This window comes from Desulfovibrio sp. ZJ746 (assembly GCF_011039155.1).
In the GTDB taxonomy this organism is placed as follows: domain Bacteria; phylum Desulfobacterota; class Desulfovibrionia; order Desulfovibrionales; family Desulfovibrionaceae; genus Desulfovibrio.
In genome coordinates this window covers 1-19,316 of record NZ_JAAKEK010000010.1, presented here as the reverse complement: position 1 = coordinate 19,316, position 19,316 = coordinate 1, and the positions used below count along the sequence as shown (strand labels likewise).

The following is a 19,316-nucleotide window of genomic DNA, read 5'->3' as shown; positions in this document are numbered from 1 at the left end:
TTTTCGCGGCGCGACGCGTTATATGCGTCCGATTCCCGCCCTTGTCAAGGGGCCTTGCGAAAATTTTTTCACTTGCCCCGGTTCTCGGCGCGGAGGGGGAAAGTAGCCACGCCCCCCGGGATTGTCAACAGGTTTTTTTCAAAAAAATATTCCGCCCACGGATGGGAGCCCTTCCACCTTCCGGCTGGAGCGCAGCGACCGCCGGTGGCTGCGACCGGATGGCGGCGCGAAGCGCCGTGCCCGTTGGCGAGCAAAGCGAGCCCTACGGGCATCGACAGCAGCGATGGTGCCGGAAGAATCCTCCGCCGTTACTCCTCCCCCCTGCTGCCGCGCCAGAGGCGCAAGGCGAGGGCCACGGCCGCGCCGCCGAAGATGCTGGCCCATGGCCAGAGCCAGCGCCAATCCTGTGGCAAGGGCCATGCGCCGCCAAAGCTCGGCGGCAGGATGAGCAGCAGGATGGTCGCCATGGCGCCCAGCGCCGCGGCCGTGGCGTACCACGACTGCTCCACGAAGCGGGCGGTGTCGCCCAGGGCCGTGTCGCGCACGAAGCCCGGCGCGAGGCCGGCCAGAAGGCCCAGCGCCAGCGCGCCCGTGGCGCCGATCTCGCGCAGGGCGCAGAACACGCCCAGTGAGGTGGCGAGGAAAAGCCCCAGGCTGTCCAGCCAGAAAAAGAGGCCGCGCCCGCCGAGCGCCCCGGAAGCGCCCGTGCGCTTGCGCGCCAGCGCCGCGGCCCCGGCCGCTGCCAGCGCCCCGAGGAGCGCCCCGGCCAGCGCCGGCCCGGGCAGCTCGCCCAAGACGAGGCGCGTGCCGGCTGTCCCGTGGAGCAGGGTCTCGCGCGTGAGGCCGGCCATGAGCCCGCAAAGACAGCCCAGAACCACGGCCCCGGTGAAGTGCGCGCCGAAGCCCCGCGCCCGCCAGGCGGCGGCAGCGGAGAGAAGCACGGCGCAGGCCGCGTCCAGCAGCTCCACCAGAAGGGCCGTCGCCTCGGTCACTTGGCGAGGCCCACGGCCCGGCGCTCGCGGATGACGGTCACGCGGATTTGCCCCGGATAGGTGAGGTTTTTCTCGATCTTCTCGGCAATGTCCTTGCAGAGCAGGTAGGTGGCGTCGTCGTCCACGCTGTCCGCGTCCACCATGACGCGCACCTCGCGGCCGGCCTGGATGGCATAGGCCTTGGTGACGCCCTCGAAGCTGGTGGCGATGCCCTCAAGGTCTTCCAGGCGCTTGACGTAGTTCTCCAGAAGTTCCTTACGCGCGCCCGGTCTCGCGCCGGAGATGGAGTCGGCCGCCTGCACGAGCACGGCCAGCGCCGTGGAGGGCCGCTGGTCCTCGTGGTGGGCCGCGATGGCGTGCACGATGTCCGGGCTCTCGTTGTACTTCTTGGCGATGTCCGCGCCGATGAGGGCGTGCGGGCCCTCGACCTCGTGGTCCACGGCCTTGCCGATGTCGTGGAGCAGGCCCGCGCGCTTGGCCTTGCGCACGTCCATGCCGAGCTCGGCGGCCAGCATGCCGCACAGCGCCGAGACCTCCAGCGAGTGCTGGAGCACGTTCTGCGTGAACGAGGTGCGGTAGCGCAACTGGCCCAAGAGGCGCACGATTTCCGGGTGGATGCCGTGCACGCCCGCGTCGAAGGTGGCCTGTTCGCCCACCTCGCGCACCTGCACGTCGAGCTCCTGCTGGCATTTCTGGACCACGTCCTCGATGCGCGCCGGGTGGATGCGGCCGTCCTGGATGAGGCGCTCGAGCGCCATGCGCGCCACCTGCCGCCTGAGCGGGCTGTAGGCCGAGAGGATGACCGTCTCCGGGGTGTCGTCGATGATGAGGTCAACGCCGGTGGCGGCCTCCAGCGCGCGGATATTCCGCCCCTCGCGGCCGATGATGCGGCCCTTCATGTCCTCGCTCGGCAGGGTGACGGCGGTCACGGTCTGCTCGTTCACATAGTCGCCGGCATAGCGCTGGATGACATTGCAGAGAATGTCCTTGGCCTTGCGGTCGGCGGTCTCGCGGGCCTGGGTCTCGATCTGGCGGATCATCTTGGCGGATTCGTGGCGCGTGCGCGCCTCGATGTCGGCGAGCAGCCGCGCCCGGGCCTCGTCCGGCGTGAGGCCGGCGATCTCGGAAAGGCGCCGCTCCTGCTCGCTGATGCGCTCCTGCAAAAAGGTTTCGGATTCGGAGAGCTCGCGCTCCTTGCGGGCCAGTTCCTTTTCCGCCGAGAGCAGGTCGAGCTCGCGGGCCGCGGCCTTTTCCAGCTTTTCCTCGAGGCGGCCGCCCATTTCGTCCAGCTTGCGCTCGCGCTGCTTGACATCGCGCTCCCGCTCGCGGAACTCGTTTTCCAGTTCGCGCTTCTGGTTGAAAAGATCGTCCTGGCCCTGGAGCAGGAGCTCCTTTTTCTGGGCCTGGGCCTCCTTGCGGGCCTCTTCCACGATACGCCGCGCGAGCTCGTCGGCGTCGCCGACGCGCTTGGCCGCGAGATGGCGCTGCACGAGCATGCCGGCCAGGCAACCGGCCAGCACGGCCCCGCAGAGCGCCGCGATGATGATTGGGTCCATTGAAACCAGCCTCGCTTCGGTTCGGCGCCCGGGGCGCCGAAGGGACGGCGCAAAAATGCGCCGCACATCATGCCGGGGCGGCAAGCCCTTGCGGCCAAGGCCGGATGCGAACGGAAGCGCGTGTGAAGCCGGGCCGGAACCGGCCCGACAGAATGCCGTCATGCCCCGGGATGCGGGGCCAGCGCCGCCACAGGCGAAACGCCGGGCGGCACGGCACGAAAAACCAGCGCCAGCCGGCGAAAGGCGCCTGCGCCTGGCCTGGTTTTCCGGGGGCGCGGCAGGGCCGGCACCCCCGAAAGGAAATCCCGCGAACGTTCAAGAACCCCAGAGAACCGTGTCGCGCCTGCGGTGCAGAACCTGGTTTCCCAGGTCGGGCATCCGTATGCGGCCGTCAGGCTTCCCGCCCAAGGCGGGCTTGCACACGGGCCGCAGAGACCGACGCCCTTTTGCATATGCTTGTCAGGTTAGCGCCGAGGCGCAAATCACGCGGACTCCAGGGAAAATGTCTGCTCCTTGTGCGGGCCTTGGGGAGAATGCTGCGCCCCCCAAGGCCGCCGCCTATTCTTCGGAATTCTCTATCCGTGCAAGAAGCGCGGCAATGCGCCGCCGCGCGTCATTCTGCGTTTTCTTCAACTGCAACAGTTCATCCGCCAGGCCTAGGGCCAGAAAGGTGAGCAGGATCTCCCTGCCCTGGCCGCCCTGGGACCTCGTTTTTCCGCGCGCAAACCGTTCTTCCACCAGCCGGGCCGCTTCGCGGGCGCGCTCCATGTCGGCCCCGGCCCGGAAGGCGATGTCCACGCCAAGAACGGTAAGGTTGATGTTGGTATCACTCACAAATAGCCTACTCGACGCTGTCATGCTCCTGGATCTTGCGCAGCAGGGCGTCGATGCGCTGGAGCGCCTCGGCGCGCCGCCCTTCCTCGCGGGCGAGGGATTCATGCAGCCTGCGGTTTTCTTCTTCCAGCCCGGACGATTCCACGCCCTGAGCGGAAAGCTCGGCGCGCAGGTGCGCATTCTCGGCCCGCAGACGGTCCAGCCGGGCCAGGAGTTCGGCGACACGCGCCTCAAGCTGTTCCAGAAGTTCCATGGCTTCCACACTAGCACCGGCACGCCCGTCTTGCAAGGCGCTTCTCCGGCGGGGCGCATTTTGCGCAAGGCCGGGGGGAAGGGCGGCCCGCGGGCCTTGCGCAAGCGGGGGAAAATCCTATATACTTAGAGAAGGCGGGGCATTTTCGCGCAGAGTGGCGCGGGCGCCCCTTTTCGGCACGCTCCGGCGGCCGTTCCGGGCTCGCGGCCCGGCCCACTACCTTATGGACTCCTACGGAGGCTTTCCATGGCACCCTTCCCCAATACCATCGCCCAAGGCCGCGTCTCGAGCGTGGCTTCCGTCTATATGCGCCACGTCTACCAGTGGATGACCGCGGGCCTCGCCGTCACCACGGTGGTGGCCTACGGCGTGGCCGGCACACCGGCCATCCGCGACGCCGTCCTCGGCAACAGCCTGGTCATGATTTTACTGGTGCTCGCCCAGTTCGGCCTCGTCATCGCGCTCTCGGCGGCCATCAACAAGCTCTCCGCCGGCGCGGCCACGGGGCTCTTCCTGCTCTATTCGGCGCTCACCGGGGCCATGCTCTCGTCCATCTTCGTGGTCTATCCCATCGCGTCCATCGGCACGGCCTTCCTCGTGACCACGGGCACCTTCCTCGCCATGTCGGTCTACGGCACCGTGACCAAGCGCGACCTCACGGGCTTCGGCAACTTCCTCTTCATGGGCCTCATCGGCATCCTCATCGCCATGGTGGTGAACTTCTTTTTGAAGAGCACCATGATGAACTTCATCGTGAGCTGCCTCGGGGTGCTCATCTTCACCGGGCTCACCGCCTATGACACCCAGAAGCTGCGCCGCTTCGGCGAGGGCGCGCCCCTCGAGGACGGCACGGCCGTGCGCCGCGGGGCCATCTTGGGCGCGCTGACCCTCTACCTCGACTTCATCAACATCTTCCTCATGCTGCTCCAGCTTTTCGGCGGCAACCGCGACTAGCCGGCGCAAAAACCTCAACGGACGCAGGGGCAAAGGGCTCGCCTTTTGCCCCTGTTTTCTATTTCCACGCCATGAAAAAACCCAAGAAACACCGCACTGACAGCCGCGCCGGCGCCGTTCCGGCCGGCGACGAGCTCCTGGCCATCTTCGACCGCCAGGCGCGCCCCCTGCGCTTGGACGCGCTTTTGCGGGCCGCGCGCGTCCCGCGCCAAGGGAAACGGCAGCTCGAGGCGGAGCTCGCGGCCCTCGCCCGCGAGGGGCGCCTCCTGCGCCTCGCCGGCGGCCTGTGGACGCGGCCCGAAAGCCTGCGCCAGGTCACGGGCCGTTACCGCGCCCTGCGCGACGGCGGCGGCTTCGTGACGCCCGTGCGCGAGGACGGCGCGGCGGCCGGCCCCGAGCTCTTCATCCATCCGGCCCAGCGCGGGGGCGCCTGGCACGGCGACCTCGTGAGCGCCGTGGCCGTGCCCGGCAGGGAGGGCCGCGGCCACGGCCTTTCGCGCGCGCCCGAAGGCCGCGTGACCCACATCCTCGAGCGGGCGAACAAGGAAGTGCCGGTGCATCTGGTGCGCCGCACCGGGGTGACGCTCTTCTGCCGCCCGGCGGACAGCCGCATCCCGGTGAATTTCAGCGTTTCCCTGCCCGAAGGCGGGGTACCGGGCCTGCCCCAGGGGGGGCGCCTGGAGGCGGGGACGCTCCTCCTTGTCACCCCCGAGGCGGAGCTGGCCTCGGACCTCTGGAGCGCGCGGCTCGCGGGCGCCTATGGCCGCGAGGACGACGTGGCCGTGCAGGAGGAGCTCGTCAAGCTCAACCACGAGGCGCCGCGCGAATTTCCCCCGGCCGCGCTCGCCGAGGCCGCGGCCCTCCCCGCCGGGCCCACCCCCGAAGACGTGGCCGGCCGCGAGGATGTGCGCCATCTCCCGCTCGTGACCATCGACGGCGCGGACGCGCGCGACTTTGACGACGCCGTGCACGTGGAGAAGCGCGGCAAGGGCTGGCTTTTGCGCGTGGCCATCGCCGACGTGAGCCACTACGTGCGGCCCGGGCGCGGCGGCCAGGGCGGCGCGGGAGCCACCGGGGCGCTCGACGCAGAGGCGCTTGCCCGCGGCAATTCCTGGTATTTTCCGCGCTCGGTGGAGCCCATGCTGCCGCCCGCGCTCTCCAACGGCCTGTGCAGCCTGAAGCCCGGGGAAGACCGGCTCGCCATGATGGTGGAGCTGCCCCTTGACGAAAGGGGGCGTCCGGGCGAGCCGCGCTTTGCGCCGGTGGTCATGCGCTCGGCCGCGCGCCTCACGTATGACGCGGTGCGCGACGCCGTGCTCGACCGGGACGAGGCGGCGCGGCGCGCCATCCGCGAACAGCCGCGCGGGGAAGCGGTGCTCGCCATGCTGGACGAGGCCTTCGCCCTGTACCGCGTGTTGCGGGAGGCGCGCAGGGCGCGGGGCAGCCTCGATTTCGACCTGCCCGAGGCCCGCTACCAGTTCGGGCAGGACGGCCGCGTGACCGGCGTGGGCGTGGCCGAGCGCCACGACGCGCACCGGCTCATCGAGGAATTCATGATTGCAGCCAACGAGGCCGTGGCCCGCTGGCTCGGCGCCCGGGGCACGCCGGAATTTCTCTACCGCGTCCACCCCGAGCCGGATGCGGAGCGCCTGGAGGCGCTGTTCACCACCCTCGAGGCCACGGCGCTGGAGAGCCTGCCGCCGCGCCTTCGGGTGAACGGCAAGCCGAACGCCGCGGCCCTGCGCGAGATCCTGGCCCGCGCCCAGGGCTCGCCGCAGGAATATGTGGTCAACCGCCTCTGCCTGCGGGCGCTGCCCCAGGCCCGGTACCAGCCGGAGAACCAGGGCCATTTCGGGCTGGCCTCCACCGACTATTGCCACTTCACCTCGCCCATCCGCCGTTATGCGGACCTGCTCGTGCACCGGGCGCTCAAGGCGGCGCTGGGCAAGCCGTGCGGCGAGATCCCGGCCGGGCAGCGCCTTTTGCGCATCGGCGACCAGCTCAACCGCCGCGAGCGCGCGGCCATGGAGTGCGAGCGCGAAATGGCGCGCCGCCTCGCCTGCCTGAGTCTCTCGGGGCGAGAGGGCGAGCGGCTTGACGGCGTCATCAGCGGCGTCACGCCCTTCGGCATCTTCGTGGAGCTCGACGGCATGCCTGTTGAAGGTATGATCCGCCTCGAAGACCTCACGGACGACTGGTACGTGTACGCCCCCGACCGCCTCAGCCTCACGGGCGAGCGCCTGGGCCGCGTCTGGAAGCTGGGCGAGCCCGTGAAGGTGCGCCTTGAAGAGGTGGACATGGGCAGGCTCGAGATCCGCCTGTTGCCACTCACGCTGCCCGCGCAGGGGAGAGCCCCGCGCAAGGGGGGCCCGGCGCGCGGGGGGCGGAACTCCCGTTCCGGGAGCGGCGCCGGCGAGGAGCGGAAAAGGCCCGCCAGGCCCGCAAGCTCCGGCCGGCGCGGACAGCCCGAGCGGGACGGCAAGCCCGCAAGCGCCGGCAAGGCACCCCGGCGGGAGCGCCCCCGCACTTCCGCAGGGCGGCACCGGCGCGGGGACAAGGCCCGCTGATGCCCCTGCTCACCGCCCGCCAGCGCATGGGCGCTGCCGCGCTCATCCTCGCGGCCAGCGCCGTGCTCTCGCGCCTCATGGGCCTTGTGCGCGACAAGGTCATCTCCTGGCAGTTCGGCGCGGGCGGCGAGGCCGACCTCTATTTCGCGGCCTTCGTGGTGCCGGACATCATCAATTACCTCTTGGCCGGCGGCTTCATGTCCATCACCATCATCCCGCTCCTCGCGGCGCGCTTCCGCGAGGACGAGGCCGACGCGTGGCGGTTTTTCTCCTGCGTGTTCTTCTGGATGCTCGTATCCTCGCTGGCGCTCACGGGCGCGGGCATGATCTGGGCCGAGCAGCTCGCGCGGCTCACCGCGCCGGGCTTCAGCCCCGAGGCCCTGGGACGCCTCGCCTTTTTCATGCGCATCATCCTGCCGGCGCAGGTGTTCTTTCTCGCCGGGGCGTGCTTCACGGCGCTCTTGCTGCTCAGGCGGCAGTTCAGCGTGCCCGCGCTCACGCCGCTCATCTATAACGGCGCCATCATCGCCATGGGCCTGCTGTTGCCGCTTTTGCCGGGGGCCGGGGCACTGTTCGGCAAGGGCGGGCATCTTGGCCCCGGTCATCTCGGCATGACAGGGTATTGCGTGGGCGTGACCCTGGGCGCCGGGCTCGGGGCTTTCCTCCTGCCTTTCCAGGCCGCGCGGGCCGGGGGCCTCAGGCTCTCCTTCGTGTGGCGGCATCCGCTGATCCTGCGCTTCCTCTTCATCGCGCTGCCGCTCATGCTCGGGCAGACCGTGGTCATGCTCGACGAGCAGTTTTTGCGCGTCTTCGGGAGCCTCGTGGGCGACGGCGCCGTGAGCCTGCTGAACTATGGCCGGCGCATCGCGCAGGTGCCCGTGGGCCTCGTGGGGCAGGCCGCGGCCGTGGCCTCCTATCCCTTTCTCGTGCGCCTTTTGTCCGATGGCGAGAACGAGCGCTTCGCCGCGACGTTGCGCACGGCCCTTGCCGCGAGCCTGGGCCTCATCATCCCCTGCGCGCTCTGGATGATGGCGGCATCGTGGCCCATCCTCGGCATCATCTTCCAGGGCGGGCGCTTCGGGCCGGAGGAGACGCTGGCGGCGCTGCCGCTGACGAGGCTCATGCTCGCGCCGGCGCCCTTCTGGATCTTTTACATGGTGCTCGTGCGCGCCTATTACGCCCACGGCGACACCCTCACCCCGGCGCTCACGGGCACGGCGGTGACCATCGCCTGCATTCCCCTCCAGTATTTCCTCGCCGTGCCGCTGGGCGCCTGGGCCGTGGCCGCGCTGTCGGGCCTCGGCGTCAGCGCCTATGTTGTCTGGCTCATCCTCATCTGGGCGCGCCGCCACGGGGGGGCGGCCTTTGCGGGCCTTGCGCCGCTCACGGGCCGCTGTCTCGCCTGCTCGCTGCCGGCCGCGGGCGTGGCGTGGCTAGTGGCCGACGCCACGCTCGCGCGGCTTACGATTGCGCCCTTTTTCGCCGCCTGCGTGGCGCTCACGGCGAGCGGCGCGGCCTTCGCGCTGGTGGGCGTGCCGCTGGCGCGCCTTGTGGCGCCGGAACTGCTCGACATGGCGGCGAGGCCCGTCCGGCAGCGCCTGGCCCGGCACAAAGACAGGCCCACGGCGCCCGAGGACGCTTGCCAAAACGACAAAGATACATGAGAATCCCTGCATCGCACCAACGCCGGGCGCGGCGCCCGGCGCCGGCTTCGCCACTTTTTTCCGGCCACTTTATTTCCGGGAGGATGCTCCATGAAAAAATGTCTCGTCCTGCTCGCCCTTGCCCTGCTGCTGACCCCGGCCCTCGTTTCCGCCGCCGACTGGAAGCCCACGGGCGACGTGAACGTCATCGTGGCCTACAAGGCCGGCTCCGGCACGGACACGGGCGCGCGCCTGCTCGCCTCCGAAGCGGAGAAGCATGTGGGCAAGACGCTCGTCATCAACAACCTGCCCGGCGCTGACGGCAAGATCGGCTGGACCCAGCTTGTGAACGCCAAGCCCGACGGCCAGACCATCGGCTTCATCAACCTGCCCACCTTCACCACGCTCGCCACCATGCCCGACTCCACCTTCAGCGTGGCCGACGTGGTGCCCATCGCCAACCATCTTTCCGAGACCGGCGTGGTGGTGGTCAAGGCCGACAGCCCGTGGAAGAGCCTCAAGGACCTCGTGGAGGCCTGCAAGGCCAAGCCCACCTACCGCGCCTCCACCAACGGCGTGGAAGCCTCCAACCACACCGCGGCCCAGCTGCTCGCCAAGAGCGCGGGCTTCGACTACAAGGCCATCCCCTACGGCGGCACGGCCGATCAGCTGCTCGCCCTGCGCCAGGGCGAGGTGGACTTCTCCTGCGCCAAGGTGGCGGACGTGGCCCAGCTCATCAAGGGCGACAAGCCCGAGCTGCGCGTGCTCGGCGTGTTCTCCGAAAAGCGCCTGCCCGAGATGCCCGACGTGCCCACCCTGGGCGAGCAGGGCTACTATGACAAGTGGTACGGCGCGGCGCGCGGCCTCGTGGCCCCCAAGGGCACGCCCCCGGAGATCATCGAGTTCTATGTGGACGCCTTCCGCAAGACCATGGAAGACCCGGAAAACATCGCGGCCCATGAAAAGGCCGGCATGACCATCGACTTCAAGGACAACAAGGCCTACGCGGACCTCATCGCCGACCAGGAGAAGTTCTGCAAGGACGTGGTTTCCAACCTCTACAAGTAGCCTTTCCAAGCAGCCTTGCCGCAAGGCCCGGACGGGACAGCTTCCGTCCGGGCCCGCGGCGTCGCACAGCGCCCAACACGAGGAGCCAAGATGACCCGCTCCGACATCGGCGTGGTGGCCATCATCTACGCCACCTGCCTGCTCTTCCTTGTGATGACCCTCGAACTCAAAGCCGCGGCGCAAATCTATCCGCTCTGCCTCATCGCCGGGCTGGCCGGGCTGAACACGCTCTATCTCGCCTCGCGCCTCTGGCGGCTCTTCACCGGGCGACCGGCCATCGAGGAGGCCGGCATCCCGGCGCCCACGCCCGAAAAGCCCGGCCTCGTCAACGACCTGCCCGAGATTTTCAAGGGCTTTTTGCCCGGCCAGTTCTTCTTTGTGGTCATCGCCTCGGTGGCCTATCTCGCGCTCATGCACTATGTGGGCTTTTACCCGGCCGGGCTCATATACATGGTGGCGGTCATGTGGCGCCTCAAGGTGCCGCTCCTGCACATGGCCATCACGCTGGCCGTGCTCGGCATCCTCATTTACTCGGTGTTCACGCTCTTTCTCAAGGTGCCGCTGCCGCGCGGCATCCTGTTCGGCTAGGCCCGATTTTCGCCACGCCCACCTCACATAAGGACGACGCATGGACACTCTGGCGCTCATGGGCACGGGCTTCCTGCAAGCCTTAAGCCCGCTCAACCTCCTGCTCATGGCCGCGGCCACGGCCGTGGGCGTGACCATCGGCTGCCTGCCCGGCCTTTCCGCCGCCATGGGCGTGGCCCTGCTCTTGCCCGTGACCTTCGGCATGGACCCGGCCACGGGCCTGATCATCCTGGGCGGCATCTATTGCGGCGCCATCTTCGGCGGCTCCATCAGCGCCATCCTTATCCACACCCCCGGCACGCCGGCCTCGGCGGCCACGGCCATCGAGGGCTACCAGCTCACCTTGCGCGGGCAGGCGGCCAAGGCGCTCACCGTGGCCTGCTTCGCCTCCTTCTGCGGCGGCCTTTTGAGCTGCATCTCGCTCTATTTCTTCGCGCCGCCCCTGGCGCAGCTCGCCATGAAGTTCAAGAGCCCGGAATATTTCTGGCTCTCGCTCTTCGGGCTGACCATCATCGCGGGCGTGTCGTCCAAGTCCATGATCAAGGGCCTCATGAGCGGCGTGCTCGGGCTGCTCATCTCCACGGTGGGCATGGACCCCATGGAGGGCGTGCCGCGCTTCATGTTCGGCCAGAGCACGCTCTACAACGGCGTGGACGTGACCTGCGCGCTCATCGGCCTCTTTTCCATGTCGCAGGTGCTCATCCTGGCGGAAAAGCGCATCCAGGCCAGGCCCGCGGCGGCCAAGTTCAAGGACCGCTTCAGCCTGAGCCGCGGCGAGCTGAAAAAAATCTCGCCGACCATCATCCGCTCGTGGATCATCGGCAACATCGTGGGCATCCTGCCCGGCGCGGGCGCCTCCATCGCCTGTTTCATCGGCTATAATGAGGCGCGGCGCTTCTCCAAGACCAAGCAGGAGTTCGGCAAGGGCTCCATCGAGGGCGTGGCCGGCTCCGAGGCGGCCAACAACGCGGTCACGGGCGGCTCGCTCATTCCCATGCTCACCTTGGGCATCCCGGGCGAGTCGGTGACGGCCGTGCTCATGGGCGGGCTCATCATTCACGGCCTCCAGCCCGGGCCCGAGCTCTTCACCACCTATGCCGGCATGACCTACACCTTCTTCGCGGGCTTCGTGCTCGTGCAGTTCTTCATGCTCGGCATCGGCATGCTCGGGTGCAAGGGCTTCGCCAATATCGCGCGCCTTTCGGACGCCATCCTCATCCCGTCCATCTTCCTGCTGTGCGTGGTGGGCTCCTACGCCATCCACAACAATGTGGTGGAGGTGGCCATCATGCTCATCTTCGGCGGTGTGGGCTACCTCGTGCGCAAGTTCGACATGAACGCCACGGCCATCGTGCTCGGGCTCATCCTCGGGCCCATCGGCGAGCGCGGGCTTCGGCGCTCGCTCATGCTGAGCGACGGCGACCCGTCCATCCTCTTTTCCACGCCGCTCTGCTGGGCGCTCATCGCGCTCTGCGTGCTCGGGCTGCTCTCGCCCATCTTCATGAACCGCATGGAGCGCAAGCTCAGGGAGAAGCACGGCGCGGCCTAGGCAAGAAAACGCCTGAACAACAGAAAGCCGCGGCGCCCCCGCAAGGGAGGTGCCGCGGCTTTTCGTATATCCGGGAAGGGCGGGTACTAGGCCTGCGTATCCGTGGCGGTGGTGTCCACGCGGCCCATGAGCTCGGAGTTCAGCAGGTAAAGGCCCTTGGGGTCGGAGGCGTAGAGATCGTACTTGGCGATAAGGTCGCTCGTGTTCTTCTCCTCCTCGCCCTGCTCGGCGATGAACCAGTCGAGGAACTGGCAGGTGCGGTAGTCGTCCACCTCGCGCGCCTCGCGGTAGATGGTGTTGATGAGCGAGGTGACGTACTTTTCATGCTTGAGGGCGGCGTCCAGCGGCTCCTTGTGGTCGTTGAACACAGCGTCGGGCGCGTCGATGGTGCCGAGCTTCACCTTTTCGTTGTTGTCCTGAAGGTACTTCAGGAACTTCATGGCGTGCTGCTGCTCTTCCCGCGCCTGCACCTCGAACCAGTGGCCGAAACCGTCCAGGCTCACCTCGTAGTAGTAGTTGGAAAAGGCGAGGTAGAGATAGGCGGAGTAAAATTCCTTGGTGACCTGTTCGCGGATCAGGTCGGCGACTTTCTTGTCCATGGGGTTTCTCCTTTGGCGCAGATAGCTGCGTTTTTTTGCGTCATTCGTGGATCGCACATCCGCGCCCCCCGCAGGGGAGCGGACAGCGCGGACGCAGCATAGGGCCAAGCGGCCGTCTTGACAAGTGCGCCGGGGGAGGCCCGGGGCGCGACAGGCCGGCTCAGAGGCTCCTGCCCAGTTCGTAGGCCGCCCGCGGATAGGGCGTATTGCTCACCGAGCCCTCCACCCAGACGCCGGGCGCGATGACGCGGCCCGCGTCCTCCCAGCCGAGATAGTCGAGCAAAACGTCATAATGCGCGGCGATGGGCGCGGCCTGTTCCGCCGCCGTGTTGGCGTAGGTCATGAGCAGGGCGGCCTTCTTGGGCACGTGGATCTGGCCGTTGATGGCGTAGAAGCGGTCGATGACCGCCTTGAGCTGCGCGGAGATGCCGAAATAATACATGGGCGTGGCAAAGACCACCATGTCCGCCGGGACGATATGCTCGCGCACGGTCTCGAAATCGTCCTTGAAGATGCAGGGGCCGTCCATGCCGCAGGAATTGCAGGCGATGCAGGGATGCACGTCGCTTTGCGCCGCGTCAAAGCGCGTGACGCTGTGCCCGGCCTCCTTGGCGCCCTCGATGAAGCGGATCGCAAGGTGGTTGGAATTGCCGTTCTTCCGGGGGCTGCCCGTGAGCACCAGTATCTTCATGGCCTTGTCCTTTGCTTCCGCCTCCGCGGCGGCGACGCCCGGGGCGCCCAGCGGCGCCGCAACGCCCGCCAGCGCGCCCAGGGCCAGCGGGCCGGCTGTCTTTAAAAAATCCCGCCTGTCCATGCCATCCCCGCCTAGAGGTCCAGTTCCCTGCGGATGCGCCCAAGCTCCGCCGGGATGTCGATGCCCTGCGGGCATTTGGGCAGGCAGAGGCCGCAGCCGTTGCAGGCATCGGGCTTGTCGCCGCGCTGCACGGGCGACATGGAGTAGTTGACGAGCCGGTGCGCCCGCGCCTTGTCGCCGTCGGCCTTGTACTGGTTGTAGACCATGTTGAAGAGGTAGCCGATGGCCACGTTTTGCGGGCAGGGGATGCAGTTGTAGCAGCCCGTGCAGGGGATGGCCCCGGGCGCCGCGCGATAGGCCCGCGCCGCGCGGCCGATGACGGCCCGCTCCTCCGCGTCCAGCATGCCCGGCGCCGAGCGCCCGGCATAGGCGAGGTTGTCGCGCACATTGTCCATGGACGACATGCCGCTCACCACCACGCTCACCTCGGGCTTGTTCCAGAGGTAATCAAAGGCCCACTCCACGGGGTGCCGCTTCTTGGGCGCCTTGTCGAGCTCGGCCTGCACAAAGGCCGGCGGCTTCACGAGGAAGCCGTTGCGCAAGGGCTCCATGATGGACACGCCCATGCCGTTGGCGGCCGCGTAGTTGAGGCCCACGAGCCCGGCCTCGTGCTCGGTGTCGAGATAGTTCTGCTGGATGAGGCAGAAATCCCACGGGGCGGCGTCCACCACGCGCTTGAAGAGCGGCACCCCGTCATGGAAGGAAAAGCCCGCGAAACGGATCTTGCCCTGCGCCTTCAGGTCCTGCATTTTCTCGGCGAGGCGGAAGGGCACCACCTTGTCCTTCCAGCCCCGGTGCATAATCATGTGGATGTGGTAGAAGTCGATGACATCCGTGTTGAGGCGCCGGCGCGACTCGTCGAAGAATTTGTGGAAGTCTTCGGGCCGCTCCATGATCCACCACGGCGACTTGGAGGTCAGCCACACGCGGTCCCGGTAGCCGTCCGCCAGCGCCTTGCCGGTGACGGCCTCGCTCTGGCCACCGAGATAGACATAGCCCGTGTCCACATAGTTGAGGCCGTGCTCGATGGCGTGGCGCAGCATGGGGATGGTTTTGGCCTCGTCCACGGTCTTGCGGTCCTCGAGCATGGGCAGGCGCAGCATGCCGAAGCCGAGCGCGGACACGCCCACGCCGGTGAGCCCGTGCGGCCGGTAGCGCATGTCCGGGTGCCAGTTGCGGATAGTGGCCGGGTCCTGGGCCGCGGCCCAGGACGGAGAGAGCCCCGCCACGGCGCCCAGCGCCGGTGCGGCCGCGAGGGCCGCGCCGCCCTTGAGAAAGGAACGCCTGTCCATGAAGTCTCCTTAGCGAAGGCTTGGTTCTGCTTGCGCGTGGTTGTGCACCTGTCTTCCGCTTCGCTCCAGACGGAATGAAGGAATATCCAATCCCCCTATTGCGTTACAGCCAGACACAAAAGCGGTCTAGCGCGCTTCCTCCGGCAACGCCGCGTTGACCGCGGCGAGGCCGTTGAGCGTGCGCGGGAAGCCGATGATCGGCAACATCACCGCGAGCGCGTCCACGAGGTTCTGCTTCGTGTTGCCCACGCTCACGTTGGCGCCGGCGTGCGCCTTGGCCTGCGGGTCGCAGCCGCCCAGGGCCACGATGGCGCTGAAGGTAATGAGCTCGCGCAGCTTGAGGTCAAGCACCTTGCGCGTGTAGAGGTCGCCGAAGCAATACGCGCTGAGGTAATTGGCGACGATGGCCTTCTGCCCGGCCGGGGCGTTCTCCCGCATGGCGTCGATGCCCTTGGCGCCGAAGATCTGGCGCTGCACGGCGAGGCCGTCGGCAAGGCGCGTATTTTCGTCCACAGTGGCCTCGGGGGGCAGGGGCAGCGTGGCGCCGTGCTTTGTGAGCACGGGGTTCACCACGCGAAGGGCCGCCTCCACCCGGGGAAAGCCCACATAAGCCGCGCACTGGTAGAGCGCCTCGCGGATATCCGCCGCGCTTGCGCCCACGCGCAGGGCCGCCTCGGCCCGCGCGGCAAGCGCGTCAATGCCCTGGCTCGCCGTGAGCGCGGCCAGCGTCACCAGCGCGGCCTGGCGGTCAGTGAGCGTGCCTTCGTTGAGGATCTCGCCATAAACCAGGCGGTCGCGCATGGCCGCGAGCTCCGGGTCGGTGTCCGCCAGCGGGGATGGGCCTTGGCCCAGCCATTTCTGCCGGTTCTTTTCCGCCGCCTGTACCCTGTCCATGACCTGTCCTCCCGTATCTTTCGTCGCGGCCGCGGCCGCGCCCGCCATGCCGAACCACAAAAGCGCGGCCAGCGCCAGCGCCACGCCCGGCCGCAGCAGGTTTTCCGCCTTCCTGTACATGCCTTTCATCAGCGCCCCTCCCCGAGGCCCAGTTGCTTCAGCCAGCCGGCCAGTTCGCGCTCCGTGACGCCCGCGTTGAGGCGCCTGCCCGCGAGCCAGCGGCTGCCGGGACAGAGCTTTTCAAGAATGGCCCCGCTCTCGCCAAGGGGGCTGCCGCCCGAAGTGGCAAAGGGGACCAAGGTCTTGCCGCTGAAGTCGCGGCCCTCAACAAAGGTCTCGATGATGCGCGGCGCCTGGTACCACCAGATGGGAAAGCCCACGAAGATGACGCCATAGGCCGCCACGTCCGGCAATTCCCCGGCGATGGCCGGGCGCGAGGCGGGGTCGGCCATTTCGAGGCTCGAGCGGCTCTTCTTGTCGTGCCAGTTGAGGTCTGCCGCCGTGTAGGGCACGGCCGGGGTGATGGCGTAGAGGTCCGCGCCGGCGGCGCCGGCCAGCGCGTGGGCCACGCGCGCGGTGGTGCCGGTGGCGGAAAAGTAGGCGACGAGTGTTTTGTTCAACGCAGGCTCCTTTGGAAGCAGTGTTGATGCTGTCGTGCCGCTCTTAATGCCGAAATTATCCGTCAAAAACAGCCTTGCTCCAGCCGTTGCGACGAAGGAAGCTACGGATGGAGACAGCAATTAGTTACCCCTGCAGCCCGTCAACCCAGCCGCTGTCGCTATCCGTAAGGCTCGCAAGCTCGCCAACGGCTAGCGCTTCGGCGCTGGCTGCGTCAGAGAAAAATTTCCTCGGTCGAGTACTTAAGTACACTCCCTTCGGAAATTTTTATCTTCCTTGCTTCAGCCGTTGCGACGAAGGAAGCTACGGATGAAGACAGCGGTTAGTTACCGCGCTGGACAGCCAACGCTATCACTGTCGCTATCCGTGCTCCAGCCGTTGCGACGCAGGAAGCTACGGATGGAGACAGCAGTTAGGTAACGCGGCAATCATTCAACGAAACCGCTGTCGCCATCCGTATGGCTCGCAAGCTCGCCGACGGCTGGCGCAAGGCTCGCAGCCTCGCCAACGGCTAGCGCGCCAGCGCCGAAAAATCTTATTTTTTAGGATTCTTCCGGCACCAGCACCCGTCTTCCGCTTCGCTCCAGACGGAATTAAGGAAGGTCTCTTAACTGCTTTGTATAACGTAACCTCGCAAAAAACCGTGCGAAAAATCCACTTACTTTCCGAGCTTCAGACCCGGGGCGAAGGCCGGCGCGGTGAAGATCACGGCGTCGGCGCTGGCGCTCTCCGCCGGGTTGCTCGAGACGATGCGCACTTCCTTTTTCTCCGGGTGGATGGCGAGGCTCGTGGAGAGCAGGTTCTGCCCCTCGTCCCGCCCGGGCAACAGGATCTGCCCGATGGGGAAGCCGTTGGGGTTGAAGATGAGCACGCGCCCCTGCGACATCATGGCCACATAGACATTGCCGTCCGCGTCCACGCGCATGGAGTCCGGCCCGCGCCCGGTGAACCGGTAGGGGATGTGCGAGCGGAAGGGCACGATCTTGGTGGCGTCCTTCACCGTGGTCTTGTGGAGCTGCTCGCGGGCGTATTCCGTGGCCCAGATGACGGAATCGTCCGGGGAGAGGGCCACGCCGTTGGCCTGCGCCATGTCCGGGATGACCAGGGTGAGCGCGCCGTCGGGCGCGCGGTAGACGATGCCGCCGCCAGTGACGGTGCTCGAGCCCTTGCAGTCGCTGAAATAGAGGCCGCCCTTGCCGTCAAAGACAAGGTCATTGGGGAGATACCCCTGCTCCGCGCCCACGATGACCTCGGGCCGCCCCCCGGCGTCGGCAACGGCGAGGATGGAGCCGGCGCTCCCCTCGGGGTTTTTCACCGCCATGAAGAGACGGCCGTCCGGCCCGAAGGCCAGCCCGCACGGGGCGAGGCCGTCCAGCACCACATGGTCGGAGAGCTCGTTTTCCGGCGTGAGCTTCCGCACCTTGCCGCCGGTGACATCGCAGAAATAGAGGTTGCCCTCGCGGTCGAACACCGCCCCCTCGAGGATGTGGCGATCGCTGTTCACCACCTTGAGCGGGCTGGCCTCCACGCTTTGCAGGCCCTGCTCGGGGAGCGGGATGGGGGCCGGCGTTGCCGCGCGGCCCTCGTAGCTGAAGGCGTCCGCGGCGCGGGCCGGGGGGGCAAAGGCGATCAGGACGAGACAGGAAAATGCGGCACAGAAGAGCTTCATCGGTTCCCCCGAAGGTGCGGTCTTGGATATATCAGCATGGGGCCGGGCCCCGGCAAGGACCAAAATATGCAATCAATGGCCCTTTTCGTTCAAATGCCGGGCGCCCGTCAGCGGCGCCGGCCCCCGGAAAGCGGCAGGACGCAGCGGCCGCGCCCCAATAAGCGCAGAGAGCCGCGGATGATCAGGAAGACGGCGAACAGCACGGCGCAGAAGAGATGGCAGAGCTTGAAGCCGGCGTAGGCGCCGCCGTAGATGGAAACATCCTCGAGGTTGTGCAGGATGAGGATGAGGCCGCTCACGCCGAGCAGGGTCACGAGCAGGCAGCGCAGGCGCCCCCAGCGGCTCAGGCGGAAGCGGCCCGCGCTCTCCGCGAACCAGATGACCCCGGCATAGGCCGCCAGCAGGAGCAGCGCGGCCGCCGCCCAGTAGTGGATGACCGTGGGCGAGGTGTTCCAGGTGTCGATGAGCCCGTAGCGGTAGGCCACGGGCAGGTGCGCGAAGCCGCTCACAAGGGCCGTGAGCACGGCCGCGTTCCAGAGAAAGAGGATGAAGGTGGAAAAGAGCGGGCCGCGGTCTTTCATGGGCGCCGTCCTTTCTGGCGGTCGCGCCAGAGGCGCAGGCACGCGAGCCCGGCCCCGGCCAGCGGCGCGGCCAGCACCCAGCCGAGCAGGTCATTCTCCTTCGTCATGGTCGCGCCGGGGGGGCGCAAGCTCGGGCGCCCCACGCCGATCTGGTCCTGCCTGAGCAATTCCACCTCGATGTCGCGGAAGGTGAGCTCCGACACATAGAGGGTATTGGTGCCGCCGTTGATGGTGCGGCCATAGATGTCGCCCTTGCGCTCGGCCGCGAGCTTTTCGGCCAGGGCGAACATCTTGGCCCTGGGGCCGAAATGCTGCGCCTTGCGCGGGCAGGCGCTCACGCAGGCCGGAGGCTGGCCCTCGGCCAGCAGGTCCTGGCAATAGTCGCACTTGAAGACCTGGCCATTGCCGAGATAGCGCGGCGCGAGGTCGAGATAGATGCCCACGCCCGACTGCCGGCGCGGGATCATCCACGGGCAGAAACGGATACAGCGGCCGTCGCCGATGCAGAAATTTTCATCCACATAGACCGCGCCCGTGGCCCGCTGGCGCGCGGCGCCGGCCGGGCAGAGGTTGACGCAGGGCGGGTTCACGCACTGCATGCAGCGCCGCGGCAGGAAGACCCGCCGCGTGGCCCCGCCGGTGCGGATGGTGCACGACTGGATGTAGAGCCAGTTGTAGGGCGTGAGGCAATCGGTGACATCACGCCGGTCGGACCAGTCCTGGATGCGCACCGAGGGCGGATAGGGCTGCGGGATGGGATGCACGGGCAGCGGCACCCGGGCGAGGTTGCGCGCCCGGCAGGCGCTCACGCAGGCCCCGCAGCCGTTGCAGGCGTCCACGTCGAT

General features: G+C 67.7%; 18 protein-coding genes and 1 other RNA gene. 6 read left to right on the top strand and 13 right to left on the bottom strand.

The window, feature by feature from the left end:
• Positions 1-308: 308 nt before the first annotated feature.
• From G7Y54_RS12225 to zapB, 5 genes are all read right to left on the bottom strand, one after another.
• Complete coding sequence (locus tag G7Y54_RS12225) at positions 309-992, bottom strand: TRIC cation channel family protein (protein WP_165078402.1); 684 nt, start codon at positions 990-992, stop codon at positions 309-311.
• A complete protein-coding gene (gene rny / locus G7Y54_RS12220) occupies positions 989-2,548 on the bottom strand; it encodes a ribonuclease Y (RefSeq protein ID WP_165078403.1) in 1,560 nt (519 codons plus the stop codon). Before rny ends, G7Y54_RS12225 begins: the two co-directional genes overlap by 4 nt.
• Positions 2,549-2,865: 317 nt before the next feature.
• Positions 2,866-3,051: non-coding RNA, 6S RNA (gene ssrS, locus G7Y54_RS12215), on the bottom strand.
• 55 nt (positions 3,052-3,106) lie between these two features.
• On the bottom strand, positions 3,107-3,382 hold the full coding sequence (locus tag G7Y54_RS12210; RefSeq protein ID WP_241159397.1) for a cell division protein ZapA: 276 nt from the start codon (positions 3,380-3,382) through the stop codon (positions 3,107-3,109).
• Between the two features lie 7 nt (positions 3,383-3,389).
• Positions 3,390-3,635 carry a cell division protein ZapB gene (gene zapB, locus G7Y54_RS12205; RefSeq protein ID WP_165078405.1) on the bottom strand — a complete coding sequence of 82 codons (246 nt, stop codon included), beginning with the start codon at positions 3,633-3,635 and terminating at the stop codon, positions 3,390-3,392.
• A gap of 246 nt (positions 3,636-3,881) precedes the next feature.
• Here zapB and G7Y54_RS12200 point away from each other — a divergent pair, with 246 nt between their 5' ends.
• From G7Y54_RS12200 to G7Y54_RS12175, 6 genes are all read left to right on the top strand, one after another.
• Positions 3,882-4,589 (top strand): Bax inhibitor-1/YccA family protein, encoded by a 708-nt coding sequence (locus G7Y54_RS12200; protein ID WP_165078406.1) that lies wholly within the window; start codon positions 3,882-3,884, stop codon positions 4,587-4,589.
• Between the two features lie 71 nt (positions 4,590-4,660).
• Positions 4,661-7,156 carry a VacB/RNase II family 3'-5' exoribonuclease gene (locus G7Y54_RS12195; protein WP_165080281.1) on the top strand — a complete coding sequence of 832 codons (2,496 nt, stop codon included), beginning with the start codon at positions 4,661-4,663 and terminating at the stop codon, positions 7,154-7,156.
• Positions 7,156-8,820 carry a lipid II flippase MurJ gene (locus tag G7Y54_RS12190; protein WP_165078408.1) on the top strand — a complete coding sequence of 555 codons (1,665 nt, stop codon included), beginning with the start codon at positions 7,156-7,158 and terminating at the stop codon, positions 8,818-8,820. The genes G7Y54_RS12195 and G7Y54_RS12190 overlap by 1 nt, the downstream gene beginning before the upstream one ends.
• Before the next feature lie 90 nt (positions 8,821-8,910).
• Positions 8,911-9,867 (top strand): tripartite tricarboxylate transporter substrate binding protein, encoded by a 957-nt coding sequence (locus G7Y54_RS12185; RefSeq protein ID WP_165078409.1) that lies wholly within the window; start codon positions 8,911-8,913, stop codon positions 9,865-9,867.
• Between the two features lie 90 nt (positions 9,868-9,957).
• Complete coding sequence (locus G7Y54_RS12180; protein ID WP_165078410.1) at positions 9,958-10,455, top strand: tripartite tricarboxylate transporter TctB family protein; 498 nt, start codon at positions 9,958-9,960, stop codon at positions 10,453-10,455.
• A gap of 40 nt (positions 10,456-10,495) precedes the next feature.
• On the top strand, positions 10,496-12,004 hold the full coding sequence (locus tag G7Y54_RS12175) for a tripartite tricarboxylate transporter permease (RefSeq protein WP_165078411.1): 1,509 nt from the start codon (positions 10,496-10,498) through the stop codon (positions 12,002-12,004).
• An 86-nt stretch (positions 12,005-12,090) separates the two neighbouring features.
• Here G7Y54_RS12175 and G7Y54_RS12170 read toward each other — a convergent pair whose 3' ends face one another.
• The 8 genes from G7Y54_RS12170 to G7Y54_RS12135 all read right to left on the bottom strand — a co-directional run.
• The gene (locus tag G7Y54_RS12170; protein ID WP_165078412.1) at positions 12,091-12,603 is read right to left on the bottom strand and encodes a ferritin; all 513 of its coding nucleotides are present in this window, start codon (positions 12,601-12,603) and stop codon (positions 12,091-12,093) included.
• Positions 12,604-12,763: 160 nt separating this feature from the next.
• Positions 12,764-13,417 (bottom strand): flavodoxin family protein, encoded by a 654-nt coding sequence (locus tag G7Y54_RS12165; RefSeq protein ID WP_206214961.1) that lies wholly within the window; start codon positions 13,415-13,417, stop codon positions 12,764-12,766.
• An 11-nt stretch (positions 13,418-13,428) separates the two neighbouring features.
• Positions 13,429-14,709: an aldo/keto reductase gene (locus G7Y54_RS12160; RefSeq protein WP_165078413.1), complete on the bottom strand. Its 1,281-nt coding sequence runs from the start codon at positions 14,707-14,709 to the stop codon at positions 13,429-13,431.
• A gap of 126 nt (positions 14,710-14,835) precedes the next feature.
• Entirely contained in the window at positions 14,836-15,732 is an 897-nt protein-coding gene (locus G7Y54_RS12155; protein WP_241159398.1) for a carboxymuconolactone decarboxylase family protein, read from the bottom strand.
• The gene (locus G7Y54_RS12150) at positions 15,732-16,223 is read right to left on the bottom strand and encodes a flavodoxin (RefSeq protein ID WP_165078414.1); all 492 of its coding nucleotides are present in this window, start codon (positions 16,221-16,223) and stop codon (positions 15,732-15,734) included. The genes G7Y54_RS12155 and G7Y54_RS12150 overlap by 1 nt, the downstream gene beginning before the upstream one ends.
• Positions 16,224-16,879: 656 nt before the next feature.
• The gene (locus tag G7Y54_RS12145) at positions 16,880-17,890 is read right to left on the bottom strand and encodes an SMP-30/gluconolactonase/LRE family protein (RefSeq protein ID WP_165078415.1); all 1,011 of its coding nucleotides are present in this window, start codon (positions 17,888-17,890) and stop codon (positions 16,880-16,882) included.
• A gap of 107 nt (positions 17,891-17,997) precedes the next feature.
• Entirely contained in the window at positions 17,998-18,471 is a 474-nt protein-coding gene (locus tag G7Y54_RS12140; protein ID WP_165078416.1) for a FeS-binding protein, read from the bottom strand.
• A partial coding sequence (locus G7Y54_RS12135) for a 4Fe-4S dicluster domain-containing protein (protein ID WP_165080278.1) occupies positions 18,468-19,316 on the bottom strand: 849 nt, incomplete at its 5' end. The genes G7Y54_RS12140 and G7Y54_RS12135, both read right to left, overlap by 4 nt.